The 18,083-nt window shown below is 62.0% G+C and carries 14 protein-coding genes; 8 read left to right on the top strand and 6 right to left on the bottom strand.

What is annotated here, in order from left to right:
* Nucleotides 1-170 precede the first annotated feature (170 nt).
* From AC07N4_RS01300 to AC07N4_RS01275, 6 genes are all read right to left on the bottom strand, one after another.
* Entirely contained in the window at nucleotides 171-1,640 is a 1,470-nt protein-coding gene (locus AC07N4_RS01300; protein ID WP_096820258.1) for an efflux transporter outer membrane subunit, read from the bottom strand.
* Complete coding sequence (locus tag AC07N4_RS01295; protein WP_096820257.1) at nucleotides 1,637-4,744, bottom strand: efflux RND transporter permease subunit; 3,108 nt, start codon at nucleotides 4,742-4,744, stop codon at nucleotides 1,637-1,639. Before AC07N4_RS01295 ends, AC07N4_RS01300 begins: the two co-directional genes overlap by 4 nt.
* A complete protein-coding gene (locus AC07N4_RS01290; RefSeq protein WP_102621371.1) occupies nucleotides 4,741-7,845 on the bottom strand; it encodes an MdtB/MuxB family multidrug efflux RND transporter permease subunit in 3,105 nt (1,034 codons plus the stop codon). Before AC07N4_RS01290 ends, AC07N4_RS01295 begins: the two co-directional genes overlap by 4 nt.
* Nucleotides 7,842-9,149 carry an MdtA/MuxA family multidrug efflux RND transporter periplasmic adaptor subunit gene (locus AC07N4_RS01285; protein ID WP_493064756.1) on the bottom strand — a complete coding sequence of 436 codons (1,308 nt, stop codon included), beginning with the start codon at nucleotides 9,147-9,149 and terminating at the stop codon, nucleotides 7,842-7,844. Before AC07N4_RS01285 ends, AC07N4_RS01290 begins: the two co-directional genes overlap by 4 nt.
* A gap of 188 nt (nucleotides 9,150-9,337) precedes the next feature.
* Entirely contained in the window at nucleotides 9,338-9,838 is a 501-nt protein-coding gene (gene tpx / locus AC07N4_RS01280; RefSeq protein WP_102621372.1) for a thiol peroxidase, read from the bottom strand.
* A gap of 132 nt (nucleotides 9,839-9,970) precedes the next feature.
* Nucleotides 9,971-10,414: an SRPBCC family protein gene (locus AC07N4_RS01275; protein ID WP_493064755.1), complete on the bottom strand. Its 444-nt coding sequence runs from the start codon at nucleotides 10,412-10,414 to the stop codon at nucleotides 9,971-9,973.
* A 132-nt stretch (nucleotides 10,415-10,546) separates the two neighbouring features.
* Between AC07N4_RS01275 and AC07N4_RS01270 the strand changes: the two genes are divergently transcribed.
* From AC07N4_RS01270 to AC07N4_RS01235, 8 genes are all read left to right on the top strand, one after another.
* The gene (locus tag AC07N4_RS01270) at nucleotides 10,547-10,972 is read left to right on the top strand and encodes a YciI family protein (protein ID WP_096820252.1); all 426 of its coding nucleotides are present in this window, start codon (nucleotides 10,547-10,549) and stop codon (nucleotides 10,970-10,972) included.
* 306 nt (nucleotides 10,973-11,278) lie between these two features.
* Nucleotides 11,279-12,655: a DUF1254 domain-containing protein gene (locus AC07N4_RS01265; RefSeq protein WP_493065194.1), complete on the top strand. Its 1,377-nt coding sequence runs from the start codon at nucleotides 11,279-11,281 to the stop codon at nucleotides 12,653-12,655.
* A gap of 12 nt (nucleotides 12,656-12,667) precedes the next feature.
* Nucleotides 12,668-13,618 (top strand): SphA family protein, encoded by a 951-nt coding sequence (locus AC07N4_RS01260; protein WP_096820251.1) that lies wholly within the window; start codon nucleotides 12,668-12,670, stop codon nucleotides 13,616-13,618.
* 13 nt (nucleotides 13,619-13,631) lie between these two features.
* Complete coding sequence (locus AC07N4_RS01255) at nucleotides 13,632-14,675, top strand: hypothetical protein (RefSeq protein WP_493064754.1); 1,044 nt, start codon at nucleotides 13,632-13,634, stop codon at nucleotides 14,673-14,675.
* A 15-nt stretch (nucleotides 14,676-14,690) separates the two neighbouring features.
* Nucleotides 14,691-15,671, top strand: a complete 981-nt coding sequence (locus AC07N4_RS01250) for an AAA family ATPase (protein ID WP_096820249.1) — start codon at nucleotides 14,691-14,693, stop codon at nucleotides 15,669-15,671.
* 8 nt (nucleotides 15,672-15,679) lie between these two features.
* Complete coding sequence (locus AC07N4_RS01245; RefSeq protein ID WP_493064753.1) at nucleotides 15,680-16,618, top strand: DUF58 domain-containing protein; 939 nt, start codon at nucleotides 15,680-15,682, stop codon at nucleotides 16,616-16,618.
* Complete coding sequence (locus AC07N4_RS01240; RefSeq protein ID WP_493064752.1) at nucleotides 16,615-17,103, top strand: DUF4381 domain-containing protein; 489 nt, start codon at nucleotides 16,615-16,617, stop codon at nucleotides 17,101-17,103. Before AC07N4_RS01245 ends, AC07N4_RS01240 begins: the two co-directional genes overlap by 4 nt.
* Nucleotides 17,090-18,082, top strand: coding sequence for a vWA domain-containing protein (locus tag AC07N4_RS01235; RefSeq protein ID WP_493064751.1), 993 nt, complete (start codon nucleotides 17,090-17,092; stop codon nucleotides 18,080-18,082). The genes AC07N4_RS01240 and AC07N4_RS01235 overlap by 14 nt, the downstream gene beginning before the upstream one ends.
* The last annotated feature ends 1 nt before the right edge of the window (nucleotide 18,083 follow it).

Genomic DNA, 18,083 nt, shown 5'->3' with positions numbered 1-18,083 from the left:
GTTCTCAGCGGGGCCAAATGCGCCGATTGTACTGATTGCACAGAAGAACGCACTGACAAAGTAATCAAATGGCCATCAAGCCGATGAAACGCTTGTTTGATCGTTCGACAAGGCTCTAGCCCGGCAGTCGCAGTACTGATCGATCCCACGCGTTGCGTGGGAATTCAGGGTTACGGATTCTGGCTGGTTTCCAGCTGCCCGTCCCAGCCACCGCCCAACGCCGCGATCAATTGCACACTGGCAATCAGTCGACTCTGCAGGATATTGAGCACCGTCCGCTCGTTGCTCAACGCCGTGGCTTGCACCACCACCACGTCGATGTAGGCAATCAGCCCGGCCTTGTACTGGTTCTGGGTCAGACGCAAGGAATCGCGCGCAGCATCAAGGGCTTCCTGGCGTACTGCCGCCTCGTCCTCGTACACCTTCAACTGCACCAGATAGTTTTCCACTTCGCGGAAGCCGTCGAGCACGGTCTGCCGGTATTTGGCCACGGTCTCGTCGTACTTCGCTTCGGTGCGATCAACTTCCGCCGAGCGTCGGCCGCCGTCGAACAGCGGCAGACTCATTTTCGGCCCTACCGACCAGAATCGGTTCGGCAGGCTGATGAGATCTCGCGAAGTACTGCTGCTGTAGCCGCCACTGAGGCTCAGGCTGAAGTCCGGGTAATACGCGGCCTTGGCCACGCCGATGTTGGCGTTGGCCGCGATCACCGAGCGTTCCGCCGAAGCGATGTCCGGGCGACGCTCCAGCAATTGCGACGGCAAGCTCAGCGGAATCTGCGGCAGCTTCGGGATGTCCTGGGTTTCGGCTAGCTTGAATTGCGCCGGAGGCTGGCCGGTCAGTACCGCGATGGCGTTTTCGAACTGCGCCCGCTGCCAGATCAGGTCCACCAGATCGCCCTGGGTGGATTTGAGTTGTGTCTGCGCCTGGGCTACCGCGTCACGCCCGGAGACCCCGGCGTTGTACTGATTCTGGGTCATTTTCAGCGAGCGCTCATAGGCCGCCACTGTCGACTCCAGCAGGCGCTTCTGCTGATCGATCACGCGCAATTGCAGGTAGTTCTGCACCAGTTCCGACTGCTGGCTCAGGCGCATCGCCGCCAGATCGGCGAAACTGGCCTGGGCGCTGGCTTCGTTGGCCTCCAGGCCACGACGCAGCTTGCCCCAGACATCGGCCTCCCAACTGACGCCCAACTGGGCGTTGTAGGTGTCACGAATCCCGCTGGAAGAACTGCTCAGGCTTGAACTGCTGCTGCCGGTGCCCTGGCTGGAACGGGTCTTGCCCGCGCTCAAGTCGATGCTCGGGTAAAACGCCCCGCGTGCATCACGCACCAGGGCCTGAGCCTGACGGTATTGCGCCTCGGACTGGGCGACAGTCTGGTTGGCGCTGTTGAGCTTCTCGATCAACTCGTTGAGCTGGCGATCACCGTACAGTTCCCACCAGGCGCCACGGGCCAGAGAGTCGGCAGGACTGGCCTGACGCCAGCCTTCGGCCTCTTTGTACTGGGCAATTTCGGCGGTCTGCGGGCGCTGGTAGTCCGGGCCGACGGCGCACGCACTGAGCATCGCCACGCACAGTGACAGGCTCAGCAAACGCGAGCCGCGGACACTGGCCAGTTGGATAAGCGAACGGTCATTCATAGCGGAGTTTCCAGAGCGGCATCGGTACGTACGCCACGCCACTTGTTGAAGCGGTGGCGGGCCTTGTCGAGATAGAGGTAAACCACAGGCGTGGTGTAAAGGGTCAGCACCTGGCTGAAAATCAGCCCGCCGATGATCGTCAGGCCCAGCGGCTGGCGCATTTCCGCACCTTCGGCACGGCTGAGCAGCAACGGCAAGGCACCGAGAATCGCCGCCAGCGTGGTCATCAGGATCGGTCGCAGACGTTGCAGGCAGGCGCTGCGGATCGACTCCAGCGGCGCCATGCCCTGATGACGTTCCAGTTGCAGTGCCAGGTCAATCATCAGGATCGCGTTCTTCTTCACCACGCCGATCAACAGGAACAACCCGAGCAGCGAGATCAGGCTGAACTCGCCGCCCAGCGCATAGATCGACAGCAACGCACCAACCCCGGCCGACGGCAGCGTCGACAGAATCGTCAACGGGTGAATGTAGCTTTCATACAGCACGCCCAGCACCAGATACACCGCCAGCAGCGCGCCGAGGATCATGAACGGCTGACTCTTCTGAGTGGCCGCGAAGGCGTCGGCGGTGCCGGCCATTTTCGCGATCACGTCTTCCGGAAGACCGACCTTGGCAATCGCCCGTTCGATGGCGGCACTGCCCTGCTCCACCGTCACGCCTTCGGCCATGTCGAACGAAATGCTTTCGGAGGCGAACTGGCCTTCGTGGCTGACCCGGTCGTCTTCCAGGCTGTTTTCGTAGTGCGCGATGGTCGACAGCGGGATCCGCGCGCCATCAGCGGTAATCACCTGCACCTGATTAAGCGTGACCGGGTCCTGGGCGTATTTCGGATTGACCTCCATCACCACCTGATACTGGTTGAGGCTGTCGTAGATCGTGGAAATCTGCCGCTGGCTGTAGGCGTTGTTCAGGACGGCGGTGACCATGTTCATGTCCACGCCCAGGCGTTTGGCCTGATCACGGTCGACGATCAGTGTCACTTGCTGCGCACCGCGTCCTTCACGGGCGTCGATGGCGGTCAGTTCCGGCAAGGCTCGCAGCGCGGTGACCACTTTCGGGTACCACTCGCGCAAAGCGCCGAGATCACCGCTCTGCAGAATGTAGGTGTACTGCGACGTGGTCTGCTCACGACCACCGCCAAATTGCAGGTCCTGGTCGGCCATCAACATCAACTGTGCGCCGGGCACCTTGGGCATTTCCTTGCGCAGACGCTCGATGACTTTCTGCGCCGAGATATTGCGCTCCTTGATCGGCTTCAGACGCACCAGCATGAAGGCGTTGTTGGTGCCGTTGTTGCCACCGATGAACCCGGCGACACTCTCGACCGCTTCGTCCTTGAGCACGGCGCGGCGGAAAGTCTCCATTTTCGGCTGCATCACGCTGAACGACAGACCGTCGTCACCGCGCACGAAACCGATCAACTGGCCGGTGTCCTGTTGCGGCAGGAACGTCTTCGGCACCACCACGTACAGCGCGACGTTGACGCCGACCGTGATGATCAGGCTCAACAGCGTCAGGCGCCGATGACGCAGCACCCAGTCGAGGCTGGTGGCGTACTTGCCGACCATCCAGTCGTTGGTGCGCCGGCTCCAGCGTTGCAGACGGTTTTCCTGGCCCGGCGTGTGCGGCTTCAGCCAACGGGCACAGAGCATCGGGGTCAGGGTCAGGGAAACCACCAGCGACACCACGATGGCCGCGGCCAGGGTGATGGAGAATTCGCGGAACAGACTCTCGATGATCCCGCCCATGAACAGGATCGACAGGAACACCGCTACCAGCGACACGTTCATCGACAGCAAGGTGAAGCCGACTTCCTTGGCCCCGAGGTACGCGGCCTTCATCGGTTTGACGCCTTCGTCGATGTGCCGGGAAATGTTCTCCAGCACCACGATGGCGTCGTCCACCACCAGCCCGGTGGCGAGAATCAGCGCCATCAGCGACAGGTTGTTCAGCGAGAAGCCGTAGAGGTACATCACCGCAAAAGTGCCGACCAGCGACACCGGCACCGCCAGGGTCGGAATCAAGGACGCGCGGAAATTGCCGAGGAACAGGAACACCACCAGGATCACCAGCGCCACGGCGATCAGCAGGGTCATCTCCGCTTCGTGCAGGGTGGCCTTGATCACCGGCGAACGATCCATCGCCAGGTTCAGCTTGACGCTGGCCGGCAACACGGCCTGCAACGCCGGCAACTGCGCCTTGATCTCGTTGACCGTCTCGATGATGTTGGCGCCGGCCTGCCGGTTGATCACCAGCAACACCGCCGCGTCGTCATTGAAGAAACCACTGTTGTAGCGGTCTTCCACGCCGTCGGTGACCTTGGCCACGTCCTTCAGACGCAGGGCCGCACCGCCGTTGTAGTGGATGATCAGCGACTCGTAGTCCTTGGCTTTCTCCAGTTGGTCATTGGCCTGGATCTGCCACAAACGCTGGTCATCCTCGACCGAGCCTTTCGGCCGACGCACGTTGGCGCCAGCGATGGTCTTGCGCACATCGTCCAGCGCCACGCCGTACTGGTTCAGCGCCTGGGGTTCGAGCTCGATGCGCACCGCCGGCAATGAGCTGCCGCCGATCTGCACTTCGCCCACGCCCTGCACCTGGGACAGGCTCTGGGACAGGATGGTCGAGGCCAAATCGTAGAGCTGGCCTTTTTCCAGCACATCCGACGTCAGCGACAACACCATGATCGGCGCCTGCGACGGGTTGACCTTCTTGTAGGTCGGCATGCTGCGCATCCCGCTCGGCAGCAGATTGCGTGAGGCGTTGATCGCCGCCTGCACTTCCCGCGCCGCGCCGTTGATGTCGCGGTCGAGGTCGAATTGCAGAATGACCCGGGTCGAGCCCTGGCTGGAGCGGCTGCTCATGGTGTTGACACCGGCGATGGCGCCGAACGAGCGTTCCAGCGGCGTCGCCACGGTCGAGGCCATGACTTCCGGACTCGCGCCGGGCAGGCTCGCCTGCACCACGATCACCGGGAAGTCCATTTGCGGCAGTGGCGACACCGGCAGCAGGCCGAAGCTCACGCCGCCCAGCAGCATGATCGCCAGGCTCAGGAGCATGGTCGCCACCGGGCGCTTGATGAAAGGACCGGACAGGTTCATGGCTGTTCTACCGGCTCCACGGCCGAAGGCGCACGGCCCCAGCGCCGACCGAGGCGGTCGAAGTACAGGTAGATCACCGGGGTGGTGAACAGTGTCAGCACCTGACTCACCAGCAGGCCGCCGACCATCACCAGACCCAACGGCTGACGCAATTCAGCGCCTGAACCGGTGGCCAGCATCAGCGGTACCGCGCCGAACAACGCCGCCAGCGTGGTCATCAGAATCGGCCGGAAGCGCAACAGCGCCGCCTGATAGATCGCCTGTTCCGGGGCCATGCCCTGGGTGCGTTCAGCGTCGAGAGCGAAGTCGATCATCATGATCGCGTTCTTCTTCACGATACCGATCAGCAGGATGATGCCGATGATCGCGATCATGCCCAGGTCGTTGCCGCTGAGCAGTAGCGCCAGCAAGGCGCCGACCGCCGCCGACGGCAAGGTCGAAAGAATCGTGATCGGGTGAATGTAACTCTCGTAGAGCACGCCCAGCACGATGTACATGGTCACCACCGCCGCCAGAATCAGCAGCAAGGTGCTCGACAGCGAGGCCTGGAACGCTTCGGCCGCACCCTGGAACTGAGTCTGCACACCGATCGGCATGCCGATGTCCTTCTGCACCTGCTCGATGATGTCCACCGCATGCCCCAGCGCCACGCCATGAGCAAGGTTGAACGACATCATCACCGCCGGGAACTGACCAATGTGAGTGATCGCCAGTTGCGCCTGACGCTCTTCGACATGGGCCAGGCTCGACAACCGCACCTGTCCGCCATCGGTGGTCTTGACGTGAATCTGATCCAGCGCCTGCGGGCCGATCTTCTCCCCGGCCTGAGCCTGCAGCACCACGCGGTACTGGCTGGCCTGGGTGTAAATGGTCGAGATCTGCCGCTGGCCAAAGGCGTCGTACAGTGCATCGGTGATGTTCGCCACCGACACGCCGAGGCGCGAGGCCGCGTCACGGTCGATCACCAGGAACACCTGCAAACCCTTGTCCTGCAAATCGCTGGCGACGTCGGTCAGTTCAGGGCGCTGGGCCAGTGCTTCCACCAGGCGCCCGCTCCACAGGCTGAGCAGTTCGGCGTCCGGCGAGGACATGCTGAACTGGTACTGGGTGCGGCTGACACGGTCTTCGATGGTCAGGTCCTGCACCGGCTGCATGAACAGGCGGATGCCTACCAGTTTGTCCAGTTGCGGTTGCAGGCGGGTAATCACTTCGGCGGCCGTCAGGTCGCGCTGACCGTGAGGTTTGAGGTTGATCAGCAGACGACCGCTGTTGAGCGTGGCGTTATCACCGTCGACGCCAATGTAGGACGACAGGCTTTCCACCGCCGGATCTTCCAGAATCACCTTGGCCAGCGCTTGCTGACGCTCGCCCATGGCGGCAAAGGAAATCGACTGCGGCGCTTCGGAAATCCCCTGAATCACCCCGGTGTCCTGCACCGGGAAGAAGCCCTTGGGCACCACCATATAAAGGAACACGGTCAACGCCAGCGTGCCGATGGCCACCAGCAACGTCAGCGGCTGGTGCTTGAGCACCCACTGCAACTTGCGCCCGTACGCGGCGATCATCCAGTCGATGAACGCGCCACTGGCACGGTAGAAACGGCCCTGTTCATGCTCTTCCGGCTCGCGTTTGAGCAAACGGGCGCACATCATCGGCGTCAGGGTCAGCGAGACCACCAGGGAAATCAGAATCGCCACCGCCAGGGTAATGGCGAACTCGCGGAACAGCCGCCCCACCACATCGGCCATGAACAGCAGCGGAATCAGTACCGCAATCAGCGACAGGGTCAGGGAAATCAGGGTGAAGCCGATCTGCTTCGCGCCCTTGAGCGCGGCCTGCATCGGGCTGTCGCCTTCCTCGATGAAGCGGGCGATGTTCTCCAGCATCACGATCGCATCGTCGACCACGAAACCGGTGGCGATGGTCAGTGCCATCAGTGTCAGGTTGTTGACCGAGAACCCGGCCAGGTACATCACACCGAACGTACCGATCAGCGACAGCGGCACGGCCACGGACGGAATGATGGTCGCACTGGCGCGACGCAGGAACAGGAACGTCACCATCACCACCAGCGCGATGGCGATCAGCAGTTCGTGCTGCACGTCGGTGACCGAGGCGCGGATGGTCTGGGTGCGGTCGGTCAGCACGGTCACTTCGAGGCCGGCCGGCAGGTTATCGGTGATGCTCGGCAGCAGTGCCTTGATCCGGTCGACCACCTCGATCACGTTGGCGCCCGGCTGACGCTGGATGTTCAGCAGCACCGCCTGATTCTGGTTGGCCCACGCCGCCAGACGCTCGTTCTCGGCGCCGTCGACGATCTGCGCGACATCCTTGAGCCGCAACGGCGCACCGTTCTTGTAGGCCAGGATGAGATTGGCGTAATCCTTGGGCGAAGTCAGCTGGTCATTGGCATCGAGCATCGACACTCGGGTCGGACCGTCGAAGTTACCTTTTGGCTGATTGACGTTGGACGCGCTGATCAGCGTGCGCACGTCCGACAGGTTCAGGCCGTTGGCGGCAAGCGCTTCCGGGTTGACCTTGATCCGCACTGCCTGACGCTGACCGCCGGCGATGCTGACCATGCCGACACCACTGATCTGGGCGATCTTCTGCGCCATGCGCGTATCGACCAGATCGTTGAGTTTGGGCAGCAACATGGTTTTCGAAGTGATGGCCAGGGTCAGCACCGGGGTGTCCGCCGGGTTGACCTTGTTGTACACCGGTGGCGCTGGCAAGTCGGTCGGCAGCAGATTGGTCGCGGCGTTGATCGCGGCCTGTACCTGTTGTTCGGCGACATCCATGTTGATGTCGAGGCTGAAACGCAGGGTCAGCACCGAGGCACCGCCGGAACTGGTCGAGGCCATTTGCGTCAGGCCCGGCATCTGCCCGAACTGGCGTTCGAGCGGCGCGGTGACGGCGCTGGTCATCACGTCCGGACTGGCGCCCGGGTACAACGTCATGACCCGGATGGTCGGGTAATCGACCTGCGGCAGAGCCGAAACCGGCAGCAGGCGATAGGCGATCAGGCCGGCCAGCACGATGGCCAGCATGCTCAGCGTGGTGGCGACCGGGCGGAGGATGAACAGACGCGAAATGTTCATGCGCCCTTCTTGGCCTTGTCAGTGACAGCGGCGTCAGGCGCGGTGACGGCTGACTTGCCTTGCAGGTGTTCGGTCGGCGTGGCCGGCACGTCCTGGCTGTCGTTGACCACTTCGACTTCGCTGCCTTCTTTCAAACGGTCGGTACCTTCCAGCACCACGCGGTCGCCGGCGGCCAGGCCTTCGGTGATCACGGTGTTCTGACCATCGCTGGCACCGATCTTCAACTGGCGGATGGTGACTTTCTTGTCGCCGTCCAGCGCGTAGACGAAGGTGCCGTTGGTGCCGAACTGGATCGCGGCCGACGGAGCCAGCACGACGCCTTTGAGGGTGTCGGCCAGCAGGTGGACGTTGACGAACTGGTTGGGGAACAGCGACTGATCGCGGTTTTCGTAGCGTGCCTTGAACTTCAGGGTGCCGGTGGTCACGTCGATCTGGTTGTCGAGGCTTTGCAGCACGCCGCTGGCTTGCAGTTTGGTGTCGCCACGGTCCCAGGCTTCGGCGGGCAGCTTGGCGCCGCTGTGGTAGCGGGCGAGTACGGTTTCGAGGGTGTTTTCCGGCAGCGTGAAGACCACGCTGATCGGTTGGGTCTGGGTGATCACGGCGAGGAACGTGGTGTCATTCGCCGCCACCAGGTTGCCGACGTCGAGTTGACGCAGGCCGACGCGACCGGCAATCGGTGCGCGGATCTTGGTGAATTCGAGGTTGAGCTTGGCGTCGTTGACCGCCGCCTGATTGGTCTTCACGGTGCCGAGGTATTGGCCGACCAGCGCTTCGGCGGTGTCCAGGGTCTGCTTGGCGATGCTGTCTTCCTTGAACAGGCCGCGATAGCGCTCGACGTCGACCTGGGCATTCTTCAGCTGAGCCTGGTTCTGCAGCAAGGTGCCCTCAGCCTGAAGCAAGGCGTTCTGGTACGGGCGCGGGTCGATCTCCGCCAGCAGATCGCCGGCCTTGACCATCTGCCCTTCTTCGAAATAGATCTTCACCAGTTCGCCGCCGACCCGGCTGCGCACGTTGATGGTGTTGAGCGCGGTCACGGTGCCCAGCGCCTTGTAATACAGCGGGAAGTCACCGGTGACGGCCGGCGCCACGCGCACCGGGATCGGACCTGCCGCGCCGCCGAAGCCCGGACGCATCATCCCCGAACGACCGGTATGACCGGCCGCGGCTTTCTCGCCGCCCTCTTTGTGGGTCGATCCGGCGGGCCAGAATTTCCAGCACAGACCGGCGATGACCAGCAGGACAAGCAGGCTGAGCAGCCAGCGACGAGAGTTTCGGGAAGACGATTGCATGGAGTGATTAACCATTGGGCGCGTGGGCTTCTTTTACGGGAGGCTGAACGATAAGCACTGGTGGGGGTAAAGCAAAGCAGCTTTACCGGCAATTTACCTTCAACTTACGTTTCAAGGTGTGAGCCAAAACACTGATACACAAATGAAAACGGCCTGGACAGGGCCAGGCCGTTAACAATTGTAAAGCGCTTGTTTCAGAACACTTATTTCAAAACCGAGAGAGCTGCCTCGTAGTTCGGCTCTTCAGCGATTTCCTTGACCAGCTCGCTGTGCAACACGTTGTCGTTTTCGTCCAGCACGACTACCGCACGGGCGGTCAGGCCTTTCAGCGGGCCGTCAGCGATGGCCACGCCGTAGTTCTGGATGAACTCGGCGCCACGCAGGGTCGACAGGTTCTGTACGTTTTCCAGGCCTTCGGCGCCGCAGAAACGGGCCTGGGCGAATGGCAGGTCAGCCGAGATGCACAGCACCACGGTGTTGGCCAGTTCGTTGGCCTGAGCGTTGAACTTGCGCACGGAGGTAGCGCAGGTCGGGGTGTCGACGCTTGGGAAAATGTTCAGCACTTTGCGCTTGCCGGCGAAGTCTTTCAGGGTGACGTCGGACAGATTGCCGGCTACCAGGGAAAAGGCTGGTGCCTTGGAACCGGCTTGTGGCAATTGGCCGTTGACTTGAACCGGGTTGCCTTTGAGCGTGACTTGAGCCATGAACGGAGTCCTTCTTAACGTTGTTGGGAAAGCATGCAAGAGGCGGAAGTTAACCACGAAATTGTCCGACGACCTATGCCTGAACCGAAATTGTCATGTGCCACCACACAAGATTGGATACAACCTTGAGCGCTACCCAAGCAATTGCAGCATGTTGCGATGGCGGGCCTCGAATATCCGCCGCATGTAGCCGTTCACCAGCAATCGCTCGCTGAACGCCCCGCCAATCGCCGAATACGTCACGCGGTCGGTGTACAGCGTACCGCCCTCACCCGCCGCCACCCGATGTTCATGACGAAAGGCACGCAGCGGTCCCTTGAGCATTTCATCGACAAAATGCGTATCGCCGACTTCGCGGATCGTCACCGTCCAGTTCGACGGGATCAGATTGAACATCCAGTGCCGGAAACGGAATTGCCGCCCGGCTTCGATACGCAGGTTGCTCAGGTCGATATCCCCCAGCGGCGTGACGCGTTCGGGAAAGATCTTCGGGAAATTGACGCCTTCCAGGCAGAAGTCGAGTACCTCGCTCGGGGTGCGATCGGGGATCAGGGTCGTGAGTTCCAGTGTGGGCATGGCGGACACATTCCGTATGGAGGCGATGCTTGTTAAAACGCGAGTCTGCATCTTTTATTTAACGACCTGTCGATTCAAGCCCCCGCCATTCGACAAAGCAGTGAATCCCTCACTTTCCAGCGGAGAAACACCATGCGCTTCATGATCATTGTCAAAGCCAGCCAGGATTCCGAAGCCGGCGTGATGCCCAGCGAACAACTGCTGACCGACATGGGCAACTACAACGAGGAACTGGCCAAGGCCGGCATTCTGGTGTCCGCCGACGGCCTGCACCCCAGCAGCAAAGGCGCTCGCGTGCGTTTCAGCGGTGAAAAACGCAGCGTGATCGATGGCCCCTTCGCCGAGACCAAGGAGCTGATCGCCGGTTACTGGATCTGGGACGTGAAGTCGAAGGAAGAAGCCATCGAGTGGGTCAAGCGCTGCCCTAATCCCATGCCGGGCACCGAAGCCGAGATCGAGATTCGCCAGGTGTTCAGCCCGGAAGATTTCGGCGCCGAGTTCACCCCGGAACTGCGCGAACAGGAAGAACGGGTACGCGAGCAGGCAAAAAAACACTGACTTTGCACAGGGCTCGCGCCAGTACACAAACTGGCGTGATCCTGCGCACAAAACCAAAGAATTAATCCCTCTGACTGGCTAACCCCCGATTAACTGCTAGCTTCAACAGACATGTCCTACAGGCTTGATAAGAAAAGGATTACGCCTTAACGGCCGCGAAGTGCCGAGTCGTCCACTGAGCCACCAGGGAATCGGGGAATCATGTCGAATAAAACGGAAGTTCACGCCTTTTCGTCGGCGCGCTCGCTGACGTCCGTCCTCTGTAACCGGTCGAAACCAGCCCTCAAGGTGGCGGCATACAGCGTCATGGCCACGTTTGTCAGCTGTGGCGTCGGCGCTCAGGATTTCACCGCCAGCCCCGATGAAGCCCGGGGCATCGCCAAGGAAGCCTACCTGTACGGTTTCCCGGTCGTGGAGATGTACAAGACCCTCTACACCCAGGCTATCGACACCAAGAGTCCGAACTACAAGGCGCCACTGAACAGGATCGGCAACACTGCCAAAGCCTTCACCGCAAAAGACACCGCATTCGTCACGCCCAACGCCGACACGCCTTACTCGTTCGTCTGGATGGACCTGCGTGCCGAGCCGCAGATTCTCACCCTGCCGCCCATCGAGGAGCACCGTTATTACTCGGTGCAACTGATCGACGCCTACACGCAGAATTTCGCTTACCTGGGCACCCGCAGCACCGGCAACAACGGCGGTCATTTCATGATTGCCGGGCCGAACTGGCAGGGCCAGCAGCCGCTGAACATCGACCGGTTGCTGCGCAGTGAAAGCAACATCACCTACGCGCTGTACCGCACGCAACTGTTCGACGACAAGGACCTGGCCAAGGTCAAGCAGATCCAGAAAGGCTACAAGGTCGAACCTCTCAGCCATTACGTGAAACAGAAGGCCCCGGCGCCAGCGCCGAAAGTCAGCTGGCCGAAACCGACGCCAACCATGAGCGAAACCCCGGACCTGTTCCGCTACCTGAACTTCATGCTGGCCTTCACGCCGCCGCAGGATGTCGAGAAAGACCTGCTGGCCCGCTTCGCCAAAATCGGTATCGGTGCCGGCCAACCCTTCGATCTGAAGGCCCTCAGCGCCGAGCAACGCAAGGCACTGGAAGACGGCATTGCCGATGCAAAAGCCGAGTTCGCCGCGTTCCAGAAAGACAAGGTCGACACCCACCAGGTCTCCAGCGGAGATCTGTTCGGCACTCGCGATCACCTCAAGGGCAATTACCTGTACCGCTACGCTGGCGCCAACATGGGAATCTTCGGCAACTCCGCCGAAGAGGCCAACTACATCGGCTATTTCGTCGACAAGGACGGGCAGCACGCCGATGCCTCGAAACACGACTACACCCTGCATTTCGACAAGGGCGCCCTGCCCCCCGCCGATGCGTTCTGGTCACTGACGATGTACGACGGCAAGACCAAACTGCTGGTGGCCAACCCGCTCAACCGCTACCTGATCAACTCGCGGATGCTGCCGGACCTGAAGCTCGATGCCGATGGCGGTCTGACCCTGTACGTGCAGCACAAGAATCCGGGGAAAGACAAACAAGCCAATTGGCTGCCTGCGCCGGACGGCCCGTTCTACGGGGTCTTGCGCCTGTATCTGCCAAGACCGGAAGTCGCCAGCGGTGAATGGAAAATGCCGTTGCTCAACCCGGTCGACACAAAACAATAAGCGGAGTCAGTGATGGTCAAGCCTTCCGTTGTGCGCCCGTTGCTGGCGCTGTGCATGCTCGGCAGCCCGGCGCTGTACGCCGCCGAGGGCGGTGTCGGGCGACCGATTACCGGCCAGCAGGTGTTTTCCAATGCCGGGGTCGTCCCGCCGGCACCGGGCTGGGTGACGTCGTTTACCAGCATCTGGTACGACGGCGAGCTCAAGGGCAGTCGTGGCGCGCCGATTTCCGGAGCGGTCAGCGCCGGGATCAAGATGAAAGTTTCCTACACCATGGCCAACGTCACTCACGTCTGGGACACCGGCAAAGGCCGTTGGAACTATGCCTCGGCCATCGGCATACCGGTTCAATACACCGACATCGATGCGGCCATCACCGGCCCCCGTGGACGCACCCTCGGCACCAGCGATTCCGGCACCCAGTTTGCCGACGCGCTGATCACGCCGATCGCCGCCGGCTACCACTTCGACGAGCTCAACCACATCTCGTTTTCGCTGCCGATCTACGTACCGACCGGTGCCTATAACGACAATCGCCTGGCCAACCCCGGCCAGAACAACTACACGTTCATGCCCACCGTGGCGTTCTCGCATCTGGATGGCAAGGGTGGCGAGTTCACGCTGTCCGGCAACCTGCAGTTCTACACCGAGAACAAGGCCACCGATTACCGCACGGGCGACATTTTTTCCCTCGAAGCCCTGTGGACCCACGGTTTTGGCAACGGCTGGAATGCCGGGCTGGTCGCCGGCTACATCCAGCAAGTCAGCGACGACAAGGGCGACACCGCCGACACCCTCAACGGCTTTCGCGGTCGCTCGGTCGGTGCCGGCCCGACCGTTGGCTGGAGCGGCAAGTTCGCCGACGCCCAGGCCAGCGTCAGTGCCCGTTGGGTGCCGGAGTTCGACACCAAGAACCGTCCTGAAGGCAATGGCGTTTCCGTCAACCTGACCCTGGCGTTTTTTTAAGGAGGCGCCAGGGATGGCCATCGCTCGCCGCTTGACCTTATGCAGCGCATTGTTCAGCAGCCTGGCCTGCGCGGGCGGTGATTTACCGGGGCTCGGTAGCGCCCCCGCCAACCCGGTCAGCAAAGGCGATCCGGAAACCTGCCATCGCCTGCAACAGAACTTCGACATCGACCTGAAGGACGTCGTGAAGGCCGGTTGCGACCCGTCCACCGAGCAGATCTCCAAACTGATGGATAACCCGGTGGGCAACCTGGTGCTGCTGGTCAACCAGTTCGACTACACCGCGCTCAAGGGCCCGAACAGCAACGGCACACGGATGCTCGGCAAGTACAGTTTCATGCCGACCTTCCCGATCTCCCTCGGCGAAGACTGGAATCTGATCAACCGCGTGCCGATCAGCTACGTCAGCGCTCCGGTCAACCACAGGGCCGGCAACCTGATCGGCATGGGGCCGAATGAAATCCTCAGTGATCGCGACGATTTCGCCTCGGTGGTCGAAGATCCGTTTGACCGTACCAGCGGCTTCGGCGACCTGACCTACGTTGGCGTGTTCTCGCCCAAGCAACCGGTGCGCTTTGCCGGCGGCGGCAAGATGGTCTGGGGCTTCGGCCCGACGGCGATGTTCCCTACCGCTGAAAAGGACGTGCTCGGCACCGGCAAATACTCACTGGGCCCGGCGTTTGTCGCTGCCTATCTGGGCGAAGACTGGACACTGGGGGTTTTCCCGCAGCACTGGTGGTCGGTCGGCGGCGACAGTCATCGCAAGGACGTCAGCCTGACCAACGTGCAGTACTTCATCCAGCGCGTGATTCCCGGCCCGGCCCAATGGCGGGTCGGCATGACGCCCAACGTCACGGTCAACTGGAAGGCTGACGGCGGCAACAAGGTCACCTTCCCCGTCGGCATCGGCGCCGGGCGGATCTTCAATTTCGGCAAGTTGCCGGTGCGGATTTCCGGCGAGATCCAGTACTCGGCGATCCACCCCGAAGACCAGATCAGCAGCCGCTGGAATTTCCGGCTGTCGTTCGTTCCGGTCATCCCGACTTTCATGTTTTGAGCAAGGACTCGCGCCATGACCGCACTCACCGACCTCAACGCCCTGCAGGCCAGCATCGCTGAAACGGTGCTCGGCCAGGATCAGGTGATCCGGCAGATCCTGCTCGGCCTGCTGGCCAACGGGCACTTGCTGCTGGAAAGCCTGCCGGGGCTGGCCAAGACCCGCACGGTCAAGGCGCTGGCCAGGCATCTGGACGCGAAGATGAGCCGCATCCAGTTCACCCCGGACCTGCTGCCCTCGGACATCACCGGCGCCGAGGTGCTGCATCAGGTCGAAGGCAAAAACGAGATCCGTTTCCAGCCCGGCCCGCTGTTCGGCAATCTGATTCTGGCCGACGAAATCAACCGTGCGCCGGCCAAGGTGCAAGCGGCATTGCTCGAAGCCATGGAAGAACGGCAGATCACCGTGGCCGGTAACAGCCACGTGCTGCCGGAGTTGTTCATTGTCGTCGCGACGCAAAACCCGATCGAACAGGAAGGCACCTATCCGCTGCCGGAAGCGCAGATGGACCGGTTCCTGATGAAAGTCCTGCTCGATTATCCCAGCGCCGACAACGAGAGCCAGGTGCTGCGACTGCTGCGTGCCGAAGAGTTTGCCCAGGGCGCCAACACCGCGCCGGCCAAGGGTTTCGAACTGGCGCAGGAAGTGATCTTCGCCGCACGCAAGGAAGTCAGCGCGGTGCACGTCTCCCCCGCCATCGACCGCTACCTGATCGACCTGATCAACGCCACCCGCCATCCGGCCGATTACGACGAAGACCTCGGCCGCTGGATCGCCATCGGCGCCAGTCCGCGCGGCGGCATCGGGCTGGACCGTTGCGCCCGCGCCGATGCGTGGTTGCAGGGCCAGGACTTCGTTTCGCCGGACAACGTGCGCGCCGTGGTGCACCCGGTACTGCGCCATCGCCTGCAACTGAGCTATGACGCGGTGGCCGATGGCGTCAGCGCCGATCAGGTGCTGGACCGGATTCTCGACAAGGTGGCGATTCCCGCCTGAGGCCTGATATGGAAAGCACCGACGGGCTGGTCTATGTCTCTCTCGCACAGTTGATGGCGCTGGAGTTCAAGGCCCGTGATCTGAGTTTCCTGGCCCGCCAGCCACAGGGCAGCATCCTCGCCGGCAACCACGCCTCGCGTCTGCGTGGCCGGGGTTTGAACTTCGATGAGTTGCGCCGTTATCAGCCCGGTGACGACTTGCGCCACCTCGACTGGCGCGCCTCGCTGCGCACCGGCAAACCGGTGGTGCGCACTTTCACCGAAGAACGCGATCGCCCGGCGCTGATCGTGGTCGACCAGCGCATGTCGATGTTTTTCGGATCGCAGCGCAGCTTCAAATCCGCTGTCGCCGCCGAACTCGGCGCACTGGCGGCGTGGATGGTATTCCATGCCGGGGACCGGGTCGGCGGGCTGGTCTTCAACGATCGGCGCATCGACTGCATCGCGCCGCTGCGCAGCCGCAAACGGGTCGAGGTCTTGCTCAGTCGCATCGCCGAACAGAACCAGGCGCTGAACGCCGGCAACCCCGACGCCGAAGACGAGGATCAACTGGACAAGGCCTTGCAGCGGTGCCTGGCGCTGGCCGGGCATGACCATCTGATTTGCATCGTCAGCGATTTTGCCGGGGCCGGCGAACGCACCTTGCAGTTGATGCGGCAACTGTCAGCACACAACGATGTGATCGCTCTGCAAGTCTACGACCCGTTGGCGATGAAGCTGCCGAGCGATGGTCGACTGCTGGTCACTCAGGGCCAGTTGCAAGTGGAACTGGCGGTCGAGAAACGCAACGTGCATCAGCCGCTGGGGGATTTTCTCGGTGGCCGGCTCAAGGACGTCGCCACCCTGCTGCGCCGCAGTCAGGTGCCGCTGATGATGTTCAGCACCGCCGAAGAAGCCCATCAGCAATTGCGCGCCGAGCTTGGCAAAAGCGCCGGACCCCGGCGGTGAACCCGAACATTCCGAGCATCGAACAACTCAAGGAGTTGGGCCTGCCCGCGCCGATCAGTTACACGCCACAGACCTGGGGCTGGTGGGTGTTGCTCGCCGTTCTGCTACTGACAGCGCTGGCGATCGGGGCGCGGCGGTACCGGCAATGGCGGCGCGATCAGTATCGGCGGGAAGCGCTGGTGCGACTGGCGCAGTTACGTGATCGCAGTGATGACCTGAATGCCTTGCGCGAATTGCCGGAGTTGCTCAAGCGTGTGGCTATTTCCATGCCGCAATCGCAATCGGTCGCAGCCGCTGAACAAGAGGACTGGCAACACTTCTTGCAGCAACACAGCAAAAAAACGCTGCCCGCCGATTTCAGCCAGCAACTGGCCCGACTGGCCTACGCCCCCGACGACGTCCTGCGTGACCTGCCTGCACCGCAGCGTCAGGCGCTGTTCGACACCTGCCAACACTGGGTGGAGCACCATCATGTGGCAGCTTGATTACCCGTGGCTGTTACTCCTGCTGCCGCTGCCCTGGCTGGCCTACCGCTACCTGCCCGCGTATCAGGAAGCCCGCAGCGCCGTGCGTGTGCCATTCTTCAACGCCATGAGCCGCGCCGTGGGTGAAACACCGGGCACCGCCGGCAACCGGCGCAATCACTGGCAACTGCTGCTCAATTTCCTGGTGTGGGCCTTGTTGCTACTGGCCGTCGCCCGTCCGGTGTTCGTCGAAAAACCCATCGAGCGCCAGCAACCGGTGCGCGACCTGATGCTTGCGATCGACATTTCGCAGTCGATGGAAACCGAAGATTTCACCAACGCCAGTGGCCAGAAAATCAATCGCCTGGCAGCGGTCAAAGACGTCGTCCAGACCTTCATCGACAAGCGCAAGGACGACCGCCTCGGCCTGATCGTGTTCGGCAGCGGCGCCTATCCGCAGGCGCCGCTGACCCTTGATCACGCCAGCCTGTCGCTGCTGCTGGCCGACACCGGCATCGGCATGGCCGGCCCGAACACCGCGATTGGCGATGCCATCGGTCTCAGCCTCAAGTTGCTGGACAAGGCCCATGAACAGGAAAAAGTCCTGATCCTGCTCACCGACGGCAACGACACCAGCAGTGCGATCACGCCGGATCATGCTGCCGAAATGGCCGCTGCCAAAGGCGTGGTGATTCACACCATCGGCATCGGCGACCCGAGCGCCTCCGGCGAGGCCAAGGTCAATCTGCCGGGGCTGGAGCAAATCGCCAAAACCACCGGCGGCCAGTTCTTCCGCGCCGAAGATCGCAACGCGCTGGATCAGGTCTACAGCACCCTCGACCGTCTCACGCCGCATCAAGTGAAAACCCTCAGTCATCAGCCGCAACGCGAGTTGTTCTACTGGCCATTGGGTGCGGCGCTGGTGGTGCTGACGCTGTATCACCTCGGCGCCCTGCTGCGCCCACGGCTGGCGGTTGCACGCCAGCGGCAGGAGGCCTGAG

It is taken from the genome of Pseudomonas sp. GW821-FHT09E04, assembly GCF_059416185.1.
The sequence above is the reverse complement of the archived record's forward strand: the minus strand, read 5'-3'. Positions and strand labels throughout refer to the sequence as shown.